The organism is Nakamurella antarctica (genome assembly GCF_003860405.1).
GTDB classification, from domain to species: Bacteria; Actinomycetota; Actinomycetes; order Mycobacteriales; family Nakamurellaceae; genus Nakamurella; species Nakamurella antarctica.
Window position 1 is genome coordinate 1,592,376 of record NZ_CP034170.1, and the last position, 16,622, is coordinate 1,608,997.

Genomic DNA, 16,622 nt, shown 5'->3' on the forward strand with positions numbered 1-16,622 from the left:
CACTGCACCGTAGCTGATACTGCTGGGGCGGGTGGGTAAGGTCGGCGCATGGATCATCATCATGACGCCGACCATTTCAGCCGGCGATTGACCACATTGGCCCGCCTGCTTGCTGCTGCGGGCGCTGACGTGGCTCTCATCTCGCCGGGTGCGGACCTGGAGTACCTGATCGGGCACTCGGTGGCTTCGCACGAGCGGCTGAGCTGCTTGATTGTGCCCGCTGCCGGACCAGCCCAGCTATTTCTACCTACGTTAGAGCGGCTTGGGTGGGCGGGGACGAGTGCGGAACAACTTGATCTGGCGATCACCACATGGACAGACGGGGTCAACCCCTATGGCGCGCTGATGGCGCTGTTACCGCAGCAGCCCGCCGTTATTGCCGTAGGTGACCATATGCCAGCACTGCACGCACTGAATCTACGTGCGGCAGCTGGCGGATCCGAGCTCGTGCTCGCGGGGCCGATGATCGCGGAGCTCAGAATGCGCAAGGACCACACGGAAGTAGCCGCGCTCTCCGAAGCAGGAGCGGCGATTGACCGGGTGCACCGGCGGATTGGCGAATGGCTAAGGCCTGGCCGCACGGAGAACCAGGTCGCCGCCGATATCGCGGCGGCCATCGTCGCAGAAGGCCACGACCGGCCTGATTTCGTCATCGTCGGATCGGGACCGAATGGTGCCAGCCCACACCATGATGCCTCGGATCGCGTGGTGCAACCCGGGGACGCTGTGGTGATCGATATCGGTGGCCCGATGACGACTGGCTATTTTTCCGACTGCACCCGCACGTATCAAGTAGCGGGTGACCCGGATCCAGACTTTGCCGCTGTGTACGAGATCGTCAAGCAGGCGCAGGCTGCGGGTGTTGCTGCCGCCAGGGTGGGCGTCACCGCGGAGTCGATCGACGAAGCCTCGCGCTCGGTGATTGAAAAGGCGGGCTACGGCGAATTCTTTATCACCAGGACGGGTCACGGTATCGGCCTCGAGGTACATGAGGAGCCGTACATGGTCGCTGGCAACAAGCGAGAACTGGAGGTGGGTATGGCCTTTTCGATAGAGCCGGGAATCTATCTGCCCGGCAGGTTCGGCGTCCGCATTGAAGACATTGTGGTGATTACCGAGAACGGAGTCCAGTTGATGAATAACTGCCCCACTGCCCTGACGGTGGTGGGCTGACATGCTCGAAGAGCTCGATGCACGCATCACCGCGGAGCTAGCCGAAGACGGTCGCTGCTCGTATACCGATCTCGCGGAGCGCGTGGGATTGTCTGTATCTGCTGTGCACCAACGGGTTCGACGACTCGAACAGCGCGGCGTCATTCGTGGGTATGCCGCGCGGATCGGCGGGGAACAGGTGGGGCTTGCGCTGACCGCGTTCGTTTCACTCACTCCGATCGACCCCGCGGCCCCGGATGATTACCCCAGCAGACTCCTGCATCTCAAGCAGATTGAGGCATGCCACTCGGTGGCTGGGGTCGAGTCCTACATCCTGAAGGTTCGGGTGGTATCGCCGTCTGCACTCGAAGCGTTGTTAGCCGAGATCCGAGCTACCGCAAACGTTTCCACTCGGACCACGGTTGTGCTGTCGACACCGTTCGAGGACCGCCCGCCGATTGTTGCCTTCACCAAGATCACCTGATGACCTGGGAATATCCGGCCGCGCGGCGTAGCGACGTCAGCGACATCCTGCACGGTGTGAGAGTCGAAGATCCCTATCGGTATCTGGAGAACACCCAGGATGCTGAGACTCTCGCGTTCGTAGACGCGCAGAACGCGCTCTCCGCACCGTATCTCGCTGCTCTACCGGTTCGAGGCAGATTCCTTGCGTCGGCAACGGCGGCCTTGACGGCCCCACGTTTCGGTGTTCCCTTCAAACGCGGCGAAAACTACTTCGTGACAGCCAATCCCGGTGATCTGGAGCAGGACCGCGTGCTCACGGCGAAATCCCTGCCAGAACTGTTGGCGGGCGGCCGAGTGCTGCTGGACCCCAACACTCTCGCCGCCGACGGCACGATTGCCCTTGCAGGCATGCAGGTCTCGCCGAACGGGGGACTTTTGGGGTATGCGCTGGCCGAAGCGGGCAGCGATTGGGTGTCACTGCACGTACAGCGGGTGAGCACGGGCGAAATGCTCCCCGACGTCATTCGATGGTGCAAATGGACGGTTCCCGAATGGCTACCCGACAGCTCTGGCTTTGTGTACTGGAGCTACAGGGCCCCGATTCCTGGCGCCGAGTTGACGGCTGCCATGGGTGCTGGAGTCTTGAAGATGCATAGGCTGGGAACTGCGGTCGAAATCGATCCGGTGATCTGGTCGCCGCCGGAGCAGGAGTGGATGGTGGCTCCCCATGTCAGTTCCGACGGACGCTGGTTACTGCTGACCCAGGCGCCCGGTACTGACTCTCGGACTTTAATCAGCGCGTTACGGATCGGGCCCGACAAAGCGGGCATGCTCAGGCCCACCGGTGAATTGGTCTGCGTCATTGACGAACTGGCCGATGCCCACACGATCGTCGAAGCAGAAGGCGACATCTTGTTGCTGCGCACAGAAGCGGGCGCCGAACGCGGACGGCTCGTGAAACTTGATTTGCAGGAGCCAGAGGACCTCTTCGAATTAATCCCCGAACACGAGAGGGACGTGTTGGTCTCCGCGCACCGGGTCGCAGACGGCATCCTGGTGGTGTGGTCTCATGATGCCGCGCACCGGCTGGAACTCTTTGACCTGCACGGTTTCTCGCACGGCTGCATCCCCATCGACGAGCCGGTAAGCATAGCGGCAGTGACTGGCCAGCCTGGGCAAGCGGAATGCTTTGTCACCAGCACGAGCTTCACCCGCTCTTTGCGGAGCCACCGATTGGTAATCGGGGGCGGATGTGCGGAGTTAACCCACCTCCCGGCGCCCGCCGGAGCACCCGTGCTCGATGCAGTCGCAAGCCGAGTGCACGCTGTCTCCAGCGATGGCACCGAGGTACCGATGACGGTGTTGAGGCGCTCGGATCTTCCGCCCGGCCCTCGGCCCACCTTGCTCTACGGCTATGGCGGGTTCGATATTCCGGTGCTGCCCGCGTACTCAGCGATGTTTGCGTCTTGGGTGCAGGCCGGGGGCGTGCTCGCGGTAGCAAACCTGCGCGGTGGCGGCGAATTCGGCGCCGCGTGGCATCAGGACGGGATGAAGGAACATAAGCAGCGGGTCTTCGACGACGCGATCGCATGCGCGGAGTTCCTCATCGCCGAGGGCGTCACCGGCGCGCACCAGCTGGCGGTGCACGGCAGGTCCAACGGCGGTCTCCTGGTAGGCGCGATGATCGTGCAACGACCGGACCTCTTCGCCGCGGCCCTACCCACCGTGGGGGTGCTGGACATGCTGCGATTCCATCTCTTCACCATCGGTTGGGCGTGGACCTCCGACTACGGAGACCCCGAGGTAGCTGAAGAGTTCGCATATTTACACGCCTATTCGCCCTTGCATCAACTCCGGACTGGGAGGCACTACCCGGCAACGCTGATTTGCACGGGCGACCATGACGACAGGGTGGTACCGGCGCACTCGTTGAAATTCGGCGCCCAGCTCCAGTTCTGCCAGTCCGGGGATAGCCCGGTGTTACTGCGCATTGACACTCGCGCTGGCCATGGCGCGGGCAAGCCAGCGCATGCGCTGGCGGCGGAGTACGCCGATCAGCTAGCCTTCGCCGCCGAGCACACGGGACTAGAGCCCCACCTCTAGGCGTTGCGGTGGTCTTTGGAGGTCCGGTAGATCAACTCGATAAGGGCCGCTCCCGCTGCTCCCACCACGACGGCCCACATCAGCTGCGAGCTCGTCATGTCGAAGTCAAAAACACTTCGCCCCAGAGGCAGGGCGAATGCACCAACAGCGATCAGAGCCATCACCGAAATCAACGCGGCCTTCCACAGTGCGAACGGCCTCGCTAACACCACCAGAATCCAGAAGAACACGATCATCAGAGCCAGTGTTGCGACGGTGCCGGGCTGTTGGCAGATTTGAGCCACCGTGTCGCCTTTTCCAACCACGGCGTTGCATTGCGCGTCGTAGCTGGCGCCGACAGAGTTGTGGGTGATCAGGTAGGACACAATGACGGCCAGACCAGCCACCACGCCCGCGGGAACGGCAAAGCGGAGCACCCGCTTGAGAAAACCAGGGACGTAGCGGCTCCGGTTCGGACCCAGCGCCAGGAAGAAAGCGGGAACCCCGATGGTGACAGTGGAAACCAGCGTCAGGTGGCGGGGGAGGAACGGGAAGGGCAGGAAGAGGATGGCCGCGGAAACAATGGCGATCAGGCTCATCACGTTCTTGGCGACGAATAAGTTGGCTACCCGCTCTACGTTGCCGATCACCCGGCGTCCCTCGGCGAGCACATTTGGTAGGTGAGAAAACTTGCCGTCCAAAAGCACCAGCTGCGCTACGGCTTTCGTCGCTTGCGCGCCGTTCCCCATGGCAACACCGATATCGGCATCCTTTAAAGCAAGTGCGTCGTTGACCCCGTCGCCCGTCATGGCGACGACGTGCCCGTTGAGTTGCAGGGCTTGAACGAGGGCCCGCTTCTGCTGCGGGGAGACCCTTCCGAAAACGACTGTCTTCTCGGCAATCTCGCGCAACTCCTCCGCTGTCTCGCCGATCGTGCGGGCGTCCACCGGTTCGTCAACCGTGAGACCCACGCGGCGCGCGATAGCTGCCACGGTGGTGGGGTTGTCGCCCGAGATCACCTTGATGAGCACCCCCTGGTCGGCGAAGAACTTGAGCGTTTCGGCGGCGTCGGGACGAACCTGTTCGCCAAGAACCACGAGAGCCATCCAGCGAAGATTCTGCGGGAGTTCCTGTCCGTTGAGGGGATTCTCGCTGTGCGCCAAGATCAGCACACGCCGGCCGGTGGCGGCAATCTCTTGGACCTTCTGGCGATTCTCCTCGTCGTCGGAGGTAAGAAGCATGTCTGGGGCACCGATCACCCAGCTTCCCTTGCCCTCGAAGGATGCCGCCGACCACTTGCGGGCCGAGTTGAAGGCGATCGTTTCAGTGCGCACCCAGCCCTTGGGAGGGTCAAGCTTTGCCGCAATGGCCGACAGTGTGGCGTTGGCATTGGGATCGTCGGATATCGCGCCGAGGGCCTGGAAAGTGAATTCGTCATCTTCGGGCGGAGCCAGGTGCACGATGTCCTCGTAGACGATGTCGCCAACGGTCAGCGTTCCCGTCTTATCCAGGCAGACCACGTCGACTCGGGCCAAGCCCTCCACAGCTGGCAGCTCCTGAACCAGCACCTGCTGTTTGGTCAACGTCACCGCAGCAAGAAGGAACGCTACGGAGGTCAACAGAACGAGGCCCTCCGGCACCAAACCCACGAGCCCGGCCGCGGACCGGATCATCACTTCTTGCCACACATCGCCGAACGGGCGCCCCTGGCCGAGAGTTCGCCACTGCGACCAGATCTGCAGCGGTAGTGCGATCACGATCACCCAGGTGATGTATTTCAGAAGTGTGTTGATGGACTCCTGGATTTCGGACCGGGTCTTTTTGAACTTGCGGGCCTCGGAGGCAATTTTGTTCGCGTAGGCATCGGCGCCCACTGCGGCTGCGTGGAACCGGCCGGCCCCCGCCACCACGGTGGTGCCGGAGAGCACCTCGTCGCCGATAGCCTTGGGCACCGCGTCGGATTCACCGGTGAGATTCGATTCGTCGATCTCAAGACCGGACGTGTAAATCAAGGTGCCGTCGGAGGGAACTTGGTCGCCCGTCCGCAGCTCAATGAGGTCATCGCGAACCACATCGCCTGTGGCGATGGTAGACAGCTCGCCCTCGCGGATTACTCTCGTCGTCGGTGAGTTCAGCAAGGCCAATCGGTCAAGTTTTCGCTTGGCAGAGACCTCTTGGACGATCCCGATAGCCGAGTTAAAGATGAGTGCCACGCCAAAAAGGCCGTCGACCGGGCTTCCCGCTGCAAGTACGAGAACGAAGAGCGCGCCGAGGATGGCATTGAAACGGGTGAGAACGTTGACTTTGATGATCTGCCACACGCTGCGGGTGGAGGTCCGGTCAGTCGCATTGACGAAGCCGCGTTCCACCCGTTGTTGAACTTGGGCGCTAGTGAGTCCGTCCTCGGTGCGAGGTTTGTCGAGTTCGTCGTGGCTGGCAGCAAGTGTTGTCACTGGCTTATCGTGCCAGATCGACGTGATGGGCGTTGCGCAACACACAGATTCGTTTCACCGCTGTGTGTGCTCAACTAGAAGGGTGACCACCACACTGCTCCGCGGCGGACGTATCCACACCGCCTACGACCCTGCCGCTACCGCCATCGCCATTACCGACGGGGTGATCAGCTGGATCGGCGCCGAACACGGCATCGAACAAGCCGGCCACATAGATCGGACCGTCGACCTCGGCGGGCTGTTCGTCGCCCCGGCCTTCATTGATTCGCATGTCCACAGCGCTGACGCGGGCCTGGCGTTGACCGGGCTTGACCTATCGGCTGCGCAGTCTCTGCCCCAGTGCCTGGACCACATCCGCGGGTACGCCAAAGCGCACCCCGCAGCCGTCATTTGGGGGCATGGCTGGGACGAAAGCGGCTGGCCAGAGAAACGTTGGCCGACGTTGGCCGAAATCGACGCCGTCGTGGGTGACCGGGTCGCCTATTTCGCGAGGGTGGATGTGCACTCGGCGCTGGTGTCCTCGCGGGTACACCGCCAACTGGATCCGAGCGCCGTCGGCTTTAGCGGCGACGGTCCGTTGACGCAGATCAGTAACTTAGCGGCCAGGGACCTCGCTCGGGCCGCGATGCCCGTCGAACAATGCGGCGATGCGCAACGCGCGTTCTTGGACCACTGCGCGCGGCACGGAATTGTCGAGGTGCACGAATGCGGCTTTCCGGATCCGCGGTCACTCTCGGAACTGCGCGGCCTGCTCTCCATGGCGAATGTCCCCGTGGCCGTTCGCGGCTACCTTGCGGCCGCTGTCACAGATCCGCAGGAGGCGCGCGAGCTGCTGCTGCAATCGGGAGCGCACGCGCTGGCCGGCGACCTTTCTGTAGACGGGGCGATCGGTTCCACGACGGCTTCTTTGTGTGCCCCCTACTTGGATGCCGCCAGCCGCGGCAACCGGTATCTGGGCGATGACGCTATTACCGAACACTTGGTGGCGTGCGCTTTGGCCGGGATCCAGCCGGGTTTCCACGCGATCGGCGACGATGCTGTTGACGCTGTGGCCGCTGGATTGCGCCGCGCCGCAGAGCGGTTGGGCCCCAACGGGTCCGTCGCTTTGGCCGCCGTAACACCGCGTATTGAGCACGCGGAGATGGTCGGCCCTGAGGCGATCGCTACATTTGCCGCCACCGGGACCGTCGCCAGTGTGCAGCCGCTCTTCGACGCTCTGTGGGGCGGCGAAGCGGGCATGTACTCGCAGCGGCTGGGAGGCGAGCGGGCCGGAAGGATGAACCCATTCGCGGCGCTGGCCTCGGCCGGCGTGACCTTGGCTCTTGGCTCGGATGCTCCGGTGACGCCCGCGGATCCATGGGCCGCGGTGCAGGCCGCGGTGCACCACCGCACCCCGGGCTTCGGCTTATCCTCCCGAGGCGCATTCACCGCGCATACCCGCGGCGCCCACCGCGCCGCTGGCCGGGTCGAGAGGGGAGTAGGAACCATCAGCGTCGGCGCGCCCGCAGACATTGCGATCTGGCAAGCAGGGGAGTTGGTGCGACCTGTTTCTGCGGAAAAACTATCGCGTTGGTCTACCGACCCGAAGTCAAGGGTTCCACTCCTTCCCGATCTGATGCCCGGAAATGATCTGCCCTCCTGTGTTGCCACTATTTCAGCCGGCAAGGTCACGTTCGACGGCTCGGGTTTGCTCGAATCTGGGGCTGCCGAATCGCAGTTACTCTAAACGCCGTGGCTTCTGAAACAACTGACCTGCACGTTGCCGATCCGAAAGCCCAGCGTCGGCAAGAAGCTGGTCGCCGTAGCTATCTCCGCTGGCGTTCGCTGCGCGGACTAGGCGGACTGCGGATCCTCGGCTCAATCGTTGGGGGCGCTGGTTTGTATTTCGGCAGCGCACCACACGACCTGTGGTGGTTACCCATCCTGGGTTTCGCAGTCATCGGCGCGTGCCTCTACGGGCGCAGGATCAGGCCCGCTCTTGGCCTCTCGTTCCTGGCGGGTGCGGCTTTCTACCTGCCGTTGCTGACCTGGGCCGGCACGTACGTCGGTGATGTGCCCTGGTTGGGGTTGGCCCTCATGGAGGCGCTGCTGGTGATACCTGCTGGCGCACTGATCGCCGTCACCAGCCGTCGTTTACCGTTCTGGCCGGTCTGGGGGGCTACTGCATGGATGGCGGGGGAGTTTCTGCGTGGGCACTTTCCTTTTGGTGGTTTCCCCTGGGGCGCAATCGCTTTCACTCAAGTGGACGGGCCGCTTCTGCCCGCGGCGTCGCTTATTGGATCGGCCGGGATGGGTTTCCTCGTCCCGCTGGCAGGTTTTTCAGTAGCCGAGCTCGGACGTCGATTAATCGTGCACCGCATCTGGCAACGATGGAATGAGCTCCAGCCGAAGACCCTTCTTGCCCCCGTTTCTTCGGTCATCCTCGCGTTCGGCGTCGGCGTTCTCGGACTTGTCACGGTCCATAATCCTGTTGCCGACCCCCACGAGAGGATCGCAATTATCCAGGGCAATGTGCCGCGTGCCGGGTTGGATTTCAATTCACAGCGTCGGGCGGTCCTGGACAATCATGCGCTGCAAACCCACCAGCTTGCTGATGCGGTAAGAGCCGGGACGTCGCCGAAACCTACATTGGTGATTTGGCCAGAAAATTCCTCTGATATTGATCCATTCGTCAATCCGGATGCTTCGAAGGTCATCTCCGATGCCGCCGCCGACATTGGGGTCCCCATTCTGGTGGGCGCCGTGGTCGGGTCTACCGAACCCAGACGCAACTACAACATGGGGATCGTCTGGGATCCGGTCACCGGGCCGGGCCAGACGTACACCAAAAGACATCCGGTCCCTTTCGGCGAGTACATGCCGTACCGGTCGTTTTTCCGCATCTTCTCCGACAAAGTCGACCTGCTGCAGAACGAGTTCCTACCGGGGGAGACCGTAGGTAATTTGATGATGGCGGGGGTCAACGTCGGGGATGTGATTTGCTTCGAAGTCGTCTACGACAGCTTGGTACGCGACGTCGTGAATGGCGGGGCGCAGGTACTCGTGGTCCAAACTAACAACGCAACCTTCGGGTACACCGACGAAACCTGGCAGCAGATGGCGATGAGCCGTGTTCGCGCAGTCGAACACGGGAGGGCAGCCCTGGTGGTGTCCACGAGCGGAATTTCAGCCGTCATTGCGCCGAACGGCACCGTAGAAGCCAGCATCGGGCTCTTCACCCCGGGGTATCTCACTCCGTCGGTTCCGCTGAGCACTGACACCACACCGGGTACGGTTATCGGCGGAGAGGTTGAATGGCTGCTGATGTTGGCATCACCACTGGCCCTGATAGGTGCCTGGGTGGTGCGTAGAAACACCAGGGCACACCGAGCAACCGCCACAGACTAGAAAGCTGGAAAATTCGCTGTGAGCAGCCGACAGACACCGCAGGAACCGCCCGAGAGGGTGCTGGTGATCATCCCGACCTACAACGAGCTGGAAAATTTGCCGCTCATACTCGATCGGTTGCTCGCGAGTGTTCCCTCGGTGGACGTGCTCGTGGTGGACGACTCCAGTCCCGACGGGACCGGCGACATCGCCGACCAGCGGGCAGCGGCCGATGACCGAATCAATGTGCTGCATCGCAGGGCTAAGAATGGACTCGGCGCCGCCTATATCGAGGGGTTTCGGTGGGGGCTGGCAGCTGGATACGACGTGCTGGTCGAGATGGACGCGGATGGGTCCCACGCACCCGAGCAACTCCCTCGGCTGCTCGGCGCCATCGCCCACGCGGACCTGGTGATCGGATCCCGCTATGTCCCCGGCGGACAAGTCGTGAACTGGCCGAAACGTCGGGAAATTCTCTCCAAGGGGGGGAACCTCTACTGCCGCCTCGCGTTGGGGATCGCAGTCCGAGACATCACCGCCGGCTACCGTGCCTACCGTGCGGCGGTATTGCAGAAGCTGGACTTGGACGCGATCGAATCGCACGGGTATTGCTTCCAGGTGGACCTGGGTTGGCGCACGATTCAGGCGGGTTTCACCGTCGCGGAGGTTCCGATCACGTTCACGGAACGGCTGATCGGGGTTTCTAAAATGAGCGGCAACATCGTGCAGGAGGCGTTGCTCAAGGTGACGGTCTGGGGAATGCGTCGCCGCGTCCAACAGGTCAGCAAGCTTTTCAAGCGATAATGTTTGCCAGGCACCACAAAGGCCGGCCCCTCACTCCCGAAATCTTGGAGTAAGGGGCCGGCCCTCTTCGTGAGGTAAAGGTTAGGAAGCCGTGCGCCGGCTCTTCAAATCAGCCAGTCTCTCGTTCAGGATCTCTTCGAGCTGCTCGACGGTGCGGCGCTCCAGAAGCATGTCCCAATGGGTACGCGGTGGCTTGACGCTCTTGACTTCGGGGGCCGAGCCATCAACAAGCTTCGATTCCTGACCATGCATCCGGCAGTCCCAGACGCCGGGCACTTCCGCGTCATCTGCCATCGGCACGGTGAAATCGTGGTCGCGAGGGCACCTGTAGGTTGCGGAGCGGCGCGGTGCCAAGTCATGATTCCGGTCTGCCTCGTAGCTGGTAGCTCCAAGACGACTTCCACGCAGGACGCGGTCGGCCATAGTGTTTCCTTTCGGTACTGAGTTTCAGGCGCAAAGTAAGAACGCTGAGCAGTGCGAAAACGTCACCCAACCTAGCGATCCTACCTGCTCACGCCAGTGGGAGGGTTCCTTCGCCGGATGACGGCCCTAGGTCCCCGCTGCGGTGGTGGGTGCGACACAGCACTTGGTAATGCACCGATGGCGTGACGGCGTCCGATGGCTGATCTGGATCGGAGCTGAGAACGTCTGCCACGACAACGGTTTCGCCGTCCCGAACCACGACGCCATCGACGATGCGGGCGTTGAACCTGCCGGGGCGACCGCACCAGCACAGCACCTCAACCTGGAGGGGTAGCACTTCGTCAGCGAGTTCAAACCAGCGGGCGGAGGCGGGAAATAGCTTGCCGCGAAAATCGGTCGCGATACCGAACGCGTAGATGTCGACCTGGACATCGTCGGCGAGCTGCGCCAATTGTTCCACCTGTTCGGGAGTAAAGAACTGGGCTTCGTCGATGATCAGGTAGTCCACCCGACGACCGCTGGCCCAGGACTGCCGCACGAGATCAGCCAGGTCCATATCGTCATCGACCTCGACGGCGTCACGGGTGATCCCCATCCGGGAGGAGATTTGTGCCTTGCGGGATCTGTCCATCTTTGTGAGGAGCAGTCCTCGCCGGCCCTGCCGGGAATGGTTGTGATCCATCTGTAAAGCAAGTGTCGACTTCCCGCAATCCATGGGGCCGTAGTAGTACTTCACCTGCCCGGTGGTGATGGCCCCACGCCGCGAGCCCGCTGCGGGGACCGTCAGACCGTCGTTATCTAAGAAGGCATCAGCGGGACGGTCTGCGTACGGCTGGTCGGCGTACGGACTAGTTGCGGGCACCGGCAGAACTTTAGCTGTCCCAGACCCCGCGGTCTTGCAATTCCTGTTTCAGCAGATCGGGGCGGTCGGTCATGATGGCGTCGACGCCGAGGTCGAGCAGGCGGCGCATCTGTGCCGGGTCGTCGATCGTCCAGACATGAACTTCGAGGCCCCGGCGGTGGGCTTGCGAAACAAAGGCGTCATTCACGACTGTGATCCGACCTTGCCCCACGGGTACCTGGGCTGCGACCGCGCCGAATGTCCGAAAAGGGATAGGAAGATGACGTGCCCGGCCGACCAACGCTGCAACCTGGCGGGGACCGAGCGACGTAGCGACGCGTGGCCCCAACGCAGCTCTCACACTCTGCAGTCTTCGGTCGGAGAAGGCGCCGATGCAGACCCTGTCTGAAGAGTTGGTCCGTCGCAGTACATCCACCAGCGGGCCAACACTGCGATCGGACTTGGGGTCGATGTTGAAACGAGCTTGCGGGAACTCGCCAAGCAGATCTTCCAACAGCGGGATCGGCTCCCGACCGCCGATCTTCGCCTTCCGTACCTGTTCCCAAGGCAGCGCCGCTATCTGGCCGCTGGCGTCTGTGACGCGATCCAGAAAGTGGTCGTGAAACGCCAGCAGCTTGCCGTCTGCGGTGACGTGCACGTCAGTTTCGAGATACCGATAGCCCTGAGCCACCGCCTCGGCGAACGCGGGAGTGGTGTTCTCAAGACCGGCGAAAGTGCCCGTGTGCCAACCGCGGTGAGCAAATGCCCGCGGCGTCGAGCCCTCGAGGTAGCGCGTCATGTCCTCGAGTCTGCCGCATCGTCGTTACGGTAAAGGCATGCGGATGTCAGCGCCAATGCGGTGCGAGTGGTGCGGACGGGAACTGCCGTTGCAGGAAGGTCTCGGAAGGCGACGAAGGTACTGCGGTCAATCATGTCGCCAGCGGTCGTACGAAAACCGACATGCACTGCAGCGCGGCGAATTACCCGCCGATGCAGTTGTGCTGACAGCAGACGAAGCGTCCAGCCTCGCCGATCGGTTGTATCAAGTGCGTTGCGCTGCAGAGGATGTCGGCACCGCAGTAGCGGAAAACGCGGACGCAGCAGAACTTGCAGAGTTGGTTCGTCTCATGATGGAAGCGGCGCGGGCCGCCGAGCGCCTCCGATAAAGATTCTTCGATTTTTTTGGCGCCATGTCTGGTGCGGGGGAGTAGCGTCGGACGTGGTCGGGCGCCTGCATCCCCCAGGCTCCACAGCAATATTGCCGGATGTGAATACCGTGGCTTTCGGGCCAGCTGGAGCCATTCCGTGCCCTCGCCTTGAGGCGAAGCGACGCCCGGCCGCCCTTACTGTGCGGCCCCGGAACGCAGCGTCAAGACGGAAATTTCATTGGGCGCAAACACCCGGAACGGCGGCCCCCAAAATCCAGCGCCACGGCTGACATACATCTGGGTACGAGAGTTGTGCCGAGAGAGCCCGTGCAAAAATTTCTGATCCAACCGCACGAGATAGTGGAACGGCCATAGCTGCCCGCCGTGCGTATGCCCCGAGATCTGCAGGTCCACGCCCGAGGCAATGGCTTCGCGTACCTGCTTCGGTTGGTGCGCTAACAGCAGGACCGGGGTTTCGTCGCCAGCTCCCAGGAGTGCGGAATCTAAATCTGCCCCTTGACCAGGCTGGCCGGATCCGGCTGCCGTCAGGTCGTCGACGCCAGCGATGATCAGGTCGTGACCGCCACGACTGACCACGATATGGCGGTTGTGGAGAGCTTCCCAGCCCAGCTGCGTCATGTGATCGATCCAGGGCGCTGCGCCCGTGATGTATTCGTGATTGCCGGTGATGTACACACGGGCCAGGGTGGCTTCGGCGAGTGATAGGGGAGCGGCCTGCTCGCGGCGCATCTCTACCGTCCCATCGGCGATATCCCCGACGTGGGCAAGGATCTCGGGCTTCAGCGCATTCACCGCAGCAACCAAGCCGCGAGACCACGTCGTTCGATTGATGGGTCCGAAATGGGTGTCTGCAACGATCACCAACCGCACGCCGTCCAGACCCGTCCCCAGTCTGTCGATGAACACATCAGTGTGTTTGGCGGGAGGGACACGCATTGCGCGTTGGAATCCGATAAGAAGAACGCCGCTCGTCCAGACCAAGGCAGCGATAGCCGCGATCCGGCCCCGTAGGGGTGCATCCAGACCCGCGGCGGCCAGCACTCCGTACAGAGCCCAACCCGCAATCGACCACACGAAGTACTGCCAGATGACGCCGAGCCACGCGTCGCCGATGAGCGCACATCGGTCCTGGTGTCGCTTCCCGTGCCCCCGGATCATCAGCAGGGGGAATGCAGCCATAGCCAGGACGAAGAACGCCGTCAGGGCGATCGTGACGCCAGCCGGCCATGCCGGTGCCAGCACCAGGAGCGAGTACGGCAGCGCGTGCAGAAGGAGGATGACCGCACACAGAAGAAGGACAAAACGGAGACCGCGCGGCACCTGTGCACCCTTTCAGCAATCGGCCGGGGAACCGGCACCGTCACGTTACCTGCAGGTAGCCTGAGAAGCCGGTCGCTTGAGTAATTCGCACACGTGCATATTCATTTCCGCATGATTGAACTGAGGACTCTTCGGACGGCGTTTCTTCAGTTCGAGCAGCCGGCGTGTCGCGTGCTAGTGCCGGAGCCTTACTGGCCCGGACAACGCTCACGCCCGTTGCGCGGTCATGCCTGGCCGGCCACCAGCTTGTTAAGCGCAAGCTTCGCCAATGGTGCGTAACCCACGACGTACGGCGCGCACCCGTTGATGGTGAGGCTTGTTGATGTCGCGCCGTTGTCGTCCCCAACGAAGTGGTCCAGGCGGAGGGTGCTGCCGACCACCGGAACCTTCACGTCCCACACCCAACTGAGATTGGTCTCGTCGAAATTAACGATGACGAAGTCGATTCCGATATTTGCCGGTCCGCGAACAGTCCCTGTCGAACCGGTCTGCAATCGGCGATGGGAGCATTGCACGGATTGAATAAGCGGCGACCACTCGGGCCACAGGGCTGGTTGGGCGTAGCGCTCCCAAACCACCGCTGAGCTTGCCGTACCCCGGGCAGTAATCGTGAGTCGCACAGCATCCAGGCTAGTCTCCCTCACCCGATGTTAATACGTCACTGTGACGTATTACCATCGGGTGGCGGGATGGAAGAAATTCCAGAGATGGTTGAAGTCCGTTGCCCTGCAAATCATTTCACGCAGTGGACCCGTATGTTGGTTACCGCAGAGCACTCTGGCTGCAGGGTCATGGCGGTTCGAGACCTGGCCAATCTGCCGTCGTGACAAGGTGGTGATTATTGGCCGCTAGCGATGAGTATCCGCGGCCAGCGTTGCCGGGAACGCGGCACTGCAAACGGCGAATTGCCAGAACCCGAGCGGTGCGTCGGCCGGCATCGGTTGGTTGACGGCCACGAGACTGGGTGCCACGAGGCTGGGTGCTATGGGACTGGATGCCATGCAGCAACGCAGGTAGCCGCCCAGCCCCGGACATATCAATTATGCCGATAATGGGCATTATGTAAAGCTGATGTCCGCGTATTGCGCCTTAAGGGATCGCCAGCGCCTTGGTTTTGCTGCTGGACCAACCCGTCGTCCGGATCGCGGCGCTGCGCGTCGACGACCTGGATGACACCCCTGCAGGGCTCACGATCCGCCTCGGCGCTAAACCCCCGGTGTCGTGTTAGGTCCAGCCAGCGGCGAAGGACATAGGCCGTGTATTCTCCATCGCGACTGAGCTCCCGACGATGACCGCGTGACCGATAGCCGGTGCGCCAGCACAGATGGGTAGTCACCCCTGCGCCAGCAGGTGCCCATACCAAACTTCTCATTGGCTCGGCCGGTCACCGCCGCCCTTCGACCGATGGCTATCACGCTGATCTCGGCTTGCGTATTCCCTGCAGGCAGGGAATACGACCAAACCTGATACGCAGAGGTGCCAGTAGGCCATGAGTATTGCATCTCCGAATTACTCGCGCATTGACTTTGCCTAGCGCACCCAGAGAACTTCCGACATGGTCAGAAGCAACCAAGGGTCTACCGCGAGGTCTCACACCAGAAATATCTTTAAACACAATCGTTGCGCAGTCTCCGGGCCTCCTGGTCGCACGTGAGCTTGCGGTGAGTGTCCACAATGGGATCGGCGACCGGTCGCTGAGCTGTTGGTCCGGCAACGGTCTCATTGTTGCTTGGGCGATCGGTGTCAGGGGGCTCGTTTCGTCAAGCCCAGCCGGAAGCCGACAGCGCCCGCCAGCATGATCAAGCCGAGCACGGCAAGGACAGCGCCAATGAGGTGTTGGTCGGTGAAATATGTCGGTTGGGAATAGTCAGGGTTCGACGACAGTGGCGCGTAGGCGGTCCAAACGAACGTAGGCAAAGGCGTGGGTGCGAGCAGGTAAACCACGGACCCGACAACGACAGTGATTGAGGCTGCTACGACCAGGCCGTTCCTTTTCCACCACGACCGCATGCTCTTGGACCGGTCCTGGAATGCCATACGGTCAGTATGGCTGCAGCTGAGGCGGTGCGATAGGTTCCAGCGGCAGACCGATGACCGGTCTCCGGTACCAATCGAACCGCAACCCAAATTCTGCTGGCGCAACCTTTACTGCAGTTGGCAGACGTCGACTGGCACCCTCGCCGACCAGCTGCGGCGCGATCGTTTCGCACTCACGGGCGGGTCAGACAACGACATGCACGCATTCTCCGATCGTCAACAACCGGTCTTCGGCCTTGTCCACGACAGCGTCCTGATGATCGCTGCCCCCAGCGGTGGCACCGCAACCGGGGGCCAGGGGACCTACGAGAGTGAAACAACATTCGAGTTCCCCCGACCCGCAGACCACCGACCACTTCAACTCGCAGTGGGTTGGCCCATGGCTGGCCTGGACATCGTCGAGATCGTCCTGGTCCCTGACATTCTTGACTCCTTGTGATGACAATCCGCGACTGATCAGGAATCATCTTCCGGACCACAAAACCACTTGACGTGGTCGCTTCCTTGGCC

The 16,622-nt window shown here is 62.1% G+C and carries 16 protein-coding genes; 8 read left to right on the forward strand and 8 right to left on the reverse strand.

Annotation, left to right across the window (positions count from 1 at the left end; translation table 11 throughout):
* Positions 1-48: 48 nt before the first annotated feature.
* Genes EH165_RS06975 through EH165_RS06985 form a run of 3 tightly spaced genes read left to right on the forward strand, consistent with a single transcriptional unit; the run spans position 49 to position 3,720 of the window.
* Entirely contained in the window at positions 49-1,173 is a 1,125-nt protein-coding gene (locus tag EH165_RS06975; protein ID WP_124798777.1) for a M24 family metallopeptidase, read from the forward strand.
* A 1-nt stretch (position 1,174) separates the two neighbouring features.
* Positions 1,175-1,636, forward strand: coding sequence for an Lrp/AsnC family transcriptional regulator (locus tag EH165_RS06980; RefSeq protein ID WP_124798779.1), 462 nt, complete (start codon positions 1,175-1,177; stop codon positions 1,634-1,636).
* The gene (locus EH165_RS06985) at positions 1,636-3,720 is read left to right on the forward strand and encodes a prolyl oligopeptidase family serine peptidase (RefSeq protein ID WP_124798781.1); all 2,085 of its coding nucleotides are present in this window, start codon (positions 1,636-1,638) and stop codon (positions 3,718-3,720) included. The genes EH165_RS06980 and EH165_RS06985 overlap by 1 nt, the downstream gene beginning before the upstream one ends.
* On the opposite strand, the gene EH165_RS06990 is transcribed toward EH165_RS06985, so the two are convergent.
* Positions 3,717-6,152 (reverse strand): HAD-IC family P-type ATPase, encoded by a 2,436-nt coding sequence (locus tag EH165_RS06990; protein WP_239020752.1) that lies wholly within the window; start codon positions 6,150-6,152, stop codon positions 3,717-3,719. The two genes, EH165_RS06985 and EH165_RS06990, sit on opposite strands and share 4 nt — an antisense overlap.
* Before the next feature lie 82 nt (positions 6,153-6,234).
* Here EH165_RS06990 and EH165_RS06995 point away from each other — a divergent pair, with 82 nt between their 5' ends.
* Genes EH165_RS06995 through EH165_RS07005 form a run of 3 tightly spaced genes read left to right on the forward strand, consistent with a single transcriptional unit; the run spans position 6,235 to position 10,322 of the window.
* Positions 6,235-7,878, forward strand: a complete 1,644-nt coding sequence (locus EH165_RS06995) for an amidohydrolase (protein ID WP_206426150.1) — start codon at positions 6,235-6,237, stop codon at positions 7,876-7,878.
* Between the two features lie 5 nt (positions 7,879-7,883).
* Positions 7,884-9,539, forward strand: a complete 1,656-nt coding sequence (gene lnt, locus EH165_RS07000; protein ID WP_164479144.1) for an apolipoprotein N-acyltransferase — start codon at positions 7,884-7,886, stop codon at positions 9,537-9,539.
* 18 nt (positions 9,540-9,557) lie between these two features.
* Entirely contained in the window at positions 9,558-10,322 is a 765-nt protein-coding gene (locus EH165_RS07005) for a polyprenol monophosphomannose synthase (RefSeq protein ID WP_124798787.1), read from the forward strand.
* Positions 10,323-10,403: 81 nt separating this feature from the next.
* Here EH165_RS07005 and EH165_RS07010 read toward each other — a convergent pair whose 3' ends face one another.
* From EH165_RS07010 to EH165_RS15730, 4 genes are all read right to left on the reverse strand, one after another.
* Positions 10,404-10,745, reverse strand: coding sequence for an RNA polymerase-binding protein RbpA (locus EH165_RS07010; RefSeq protein ID WP_124798789.1), 342 nt, complete (start codon positions 10,743-10,745; stop codon positions 10,404-10,406).
* A gap of 88 nt (positions 10,746-10,833) precedes the next feature.
* A complete protein-coding gene (locus EH165_RS07015) occupies positions 10,834-11,532 on the reverse strand; it encodes a thymidine kinase (RefSeq protein ID WP_422392140.1) in 699 nt (232 codons plus the stop codon).
* 85 nt (positions 11,533-11,617) lie between these two features.
* Positions 11,618-12,385, reverse strand: a complete 768-nt coding sequence (locus EH165_RS07020; protein ID WP_124798793.1) for a glycerophosphodiester phosphodiesterase family protein — start codon at positions 12,383-12,385, stop codon at positions 11,618-11,620.
* Positions 12,382-12,519: a hypothetical protein gene (locus tag EH165_RS15730; protein ID WP_206426151.1), complete on the reverse strand. Its 138-nt coding sequence runs from the start codon at positions 12,517-12,519 to the stop codon at positions 12,382-12,384. The genes EH165_RS07020 and EH165_RS15730 overlap by 4 nt, the downstream gene beginning before the upstream one ends.
* On the opposite strand from EH165_RS15730, the gene EH165_RS16820 reads away from it, so the two are divergent.
* Positions 12,474-12,752: a hypothetical protein gene (locus EH165_RS16820; RefSeq protein ID WP_422392141.1), complete on the forward strand. Its 279-nt coding sequence runs from the start codon at positions 12,474-12,476 to the stop codon at positions 12,750-12,752. The two genes, EH165_RS15730 and EH165_RS16820, sit on opposite strands and share 46 nt — an antisense overlap.
* Before the next feature lie 177 nt (positions 12,753-12,929).
* Here EH165_RS16820 and EH165_RS07030 read toward each other — a convergent pair whose 3' ends face one another.
* The 3 genes from EH165_RS07030 to EH165_RS07040 all read right to left on the reverse strand — a co-directional run bounded on the left by EH165_RS07030 (position 12,930) and on the right by EH165_RS07040 (position 16,112).
* Positions 12,930-14,075, reverse strand: a complete 1,146-nt coding sequence (locus EH165_RS07030) for a metallophosphoesterase (protein WP_124798795.1) — start codon at positions 14,073-14,075, stop codon at positions 12,930-12,932.
* Between the two features lie 224 nt (positions 14,076-14,299).
* The gene (locus EH165_RS07035; RefSeq protein ID WP_206426153.1) at positions 14,300-14,719 is read right to left on the reverse strand and encodes an SRPBCC family protein; all 420 of its coding nucleotides are present in this window, start codon (positions 14,717-14,719) and stop codon (positions 14,300-14,302) included.
* A 1,099-nt stretch (positions 14,720-15,818) separates the two neighbouring features.
* Positions 15,819-16,112 (reverse strand): hypothetical protein, encoded by a 294-nt coding sequence (locus EH165_RS07040; protein ID WP_124798797.1) that lies wholly within the window; start codon positions 16,110-16,112, stop codon positions 15,819-15,821.
* 196 nt (positions 16,113-16,308) lie between these two features.
* Here EH165_RS07040 and EH165_RS07045 point away from each other — a divergent pair, with 196 nt between their 5' ends.
* Positions 16,309-16,551, forward strand: coding sequence for a hypothetical protein (locus EH165_RS07045; protein WP_124798799.1), 243 nt, complete (start codon positions 16,309-16,311; stop codon positions 16,549-16,551).
* The last annotated feature ends 71 nt before the right edge of the window (positions 16,552-16,622 follow it).

Bases quoted from the DNA above. Each gene is read 5' to 3' on its own strand.
- EH165_RS07040 (WP_124798797.1), bottom strand. From the start codon at position 16,112: ATGGCATTCCAGGACCGGTCCAAGAGCATGCGGTCGTGGTGGAAAAGG.
- EH165_RS07010 (WP_124798789.1), bottom strand. From the start codon at position 10,745: ATGGCCGACCGCGTCCTGCGTGGAAGTCGTCTTGGAGCTACCAGCTAC.
- EH165_RS06980 (WP_124798779.1), top strand. From the start codon at position 1,175: ATGCTCGAAGAGCTCGATGCACGCATCACCGCGGAGCTAGCCGAAGAC.
- EH165_RS07045 (WP_124798799.1), top strand. From the start codon at position 16,309: ATGCACGCATTCTCCGATCGTCAACAACCGGTCTTCGGCCTTGTCCAC.
- EH165_RS06985 (WP_124798781.1), top strand. From the start codon at position 1,636: ATGACCTGGGAATATCCGGCCGCGCGGCGTAGCGACGTCAGCGACATC.
- EH165_RS15730 (WP_206426151.1), bottom strand. From the start codon at position 12,519: ATGATTGACCGCAGTACCTTCGTCGCCTTCCGAGACCTTCCTGCAACG.
- EH165_RS07020 (WP_124798793.1), bottom strand. From the start codon at position 12,385: ATGACGCGCTACCTCGAGGGCTCGACGCCGCGGGCATTTGCTCACCGC.
- EH165_RS06975 (WP_124798777.1), top strand. From the start codon at position 49: ATGGATCATCATCATGACGCCGACCATTTCAGCCGGCGATTGACCACA.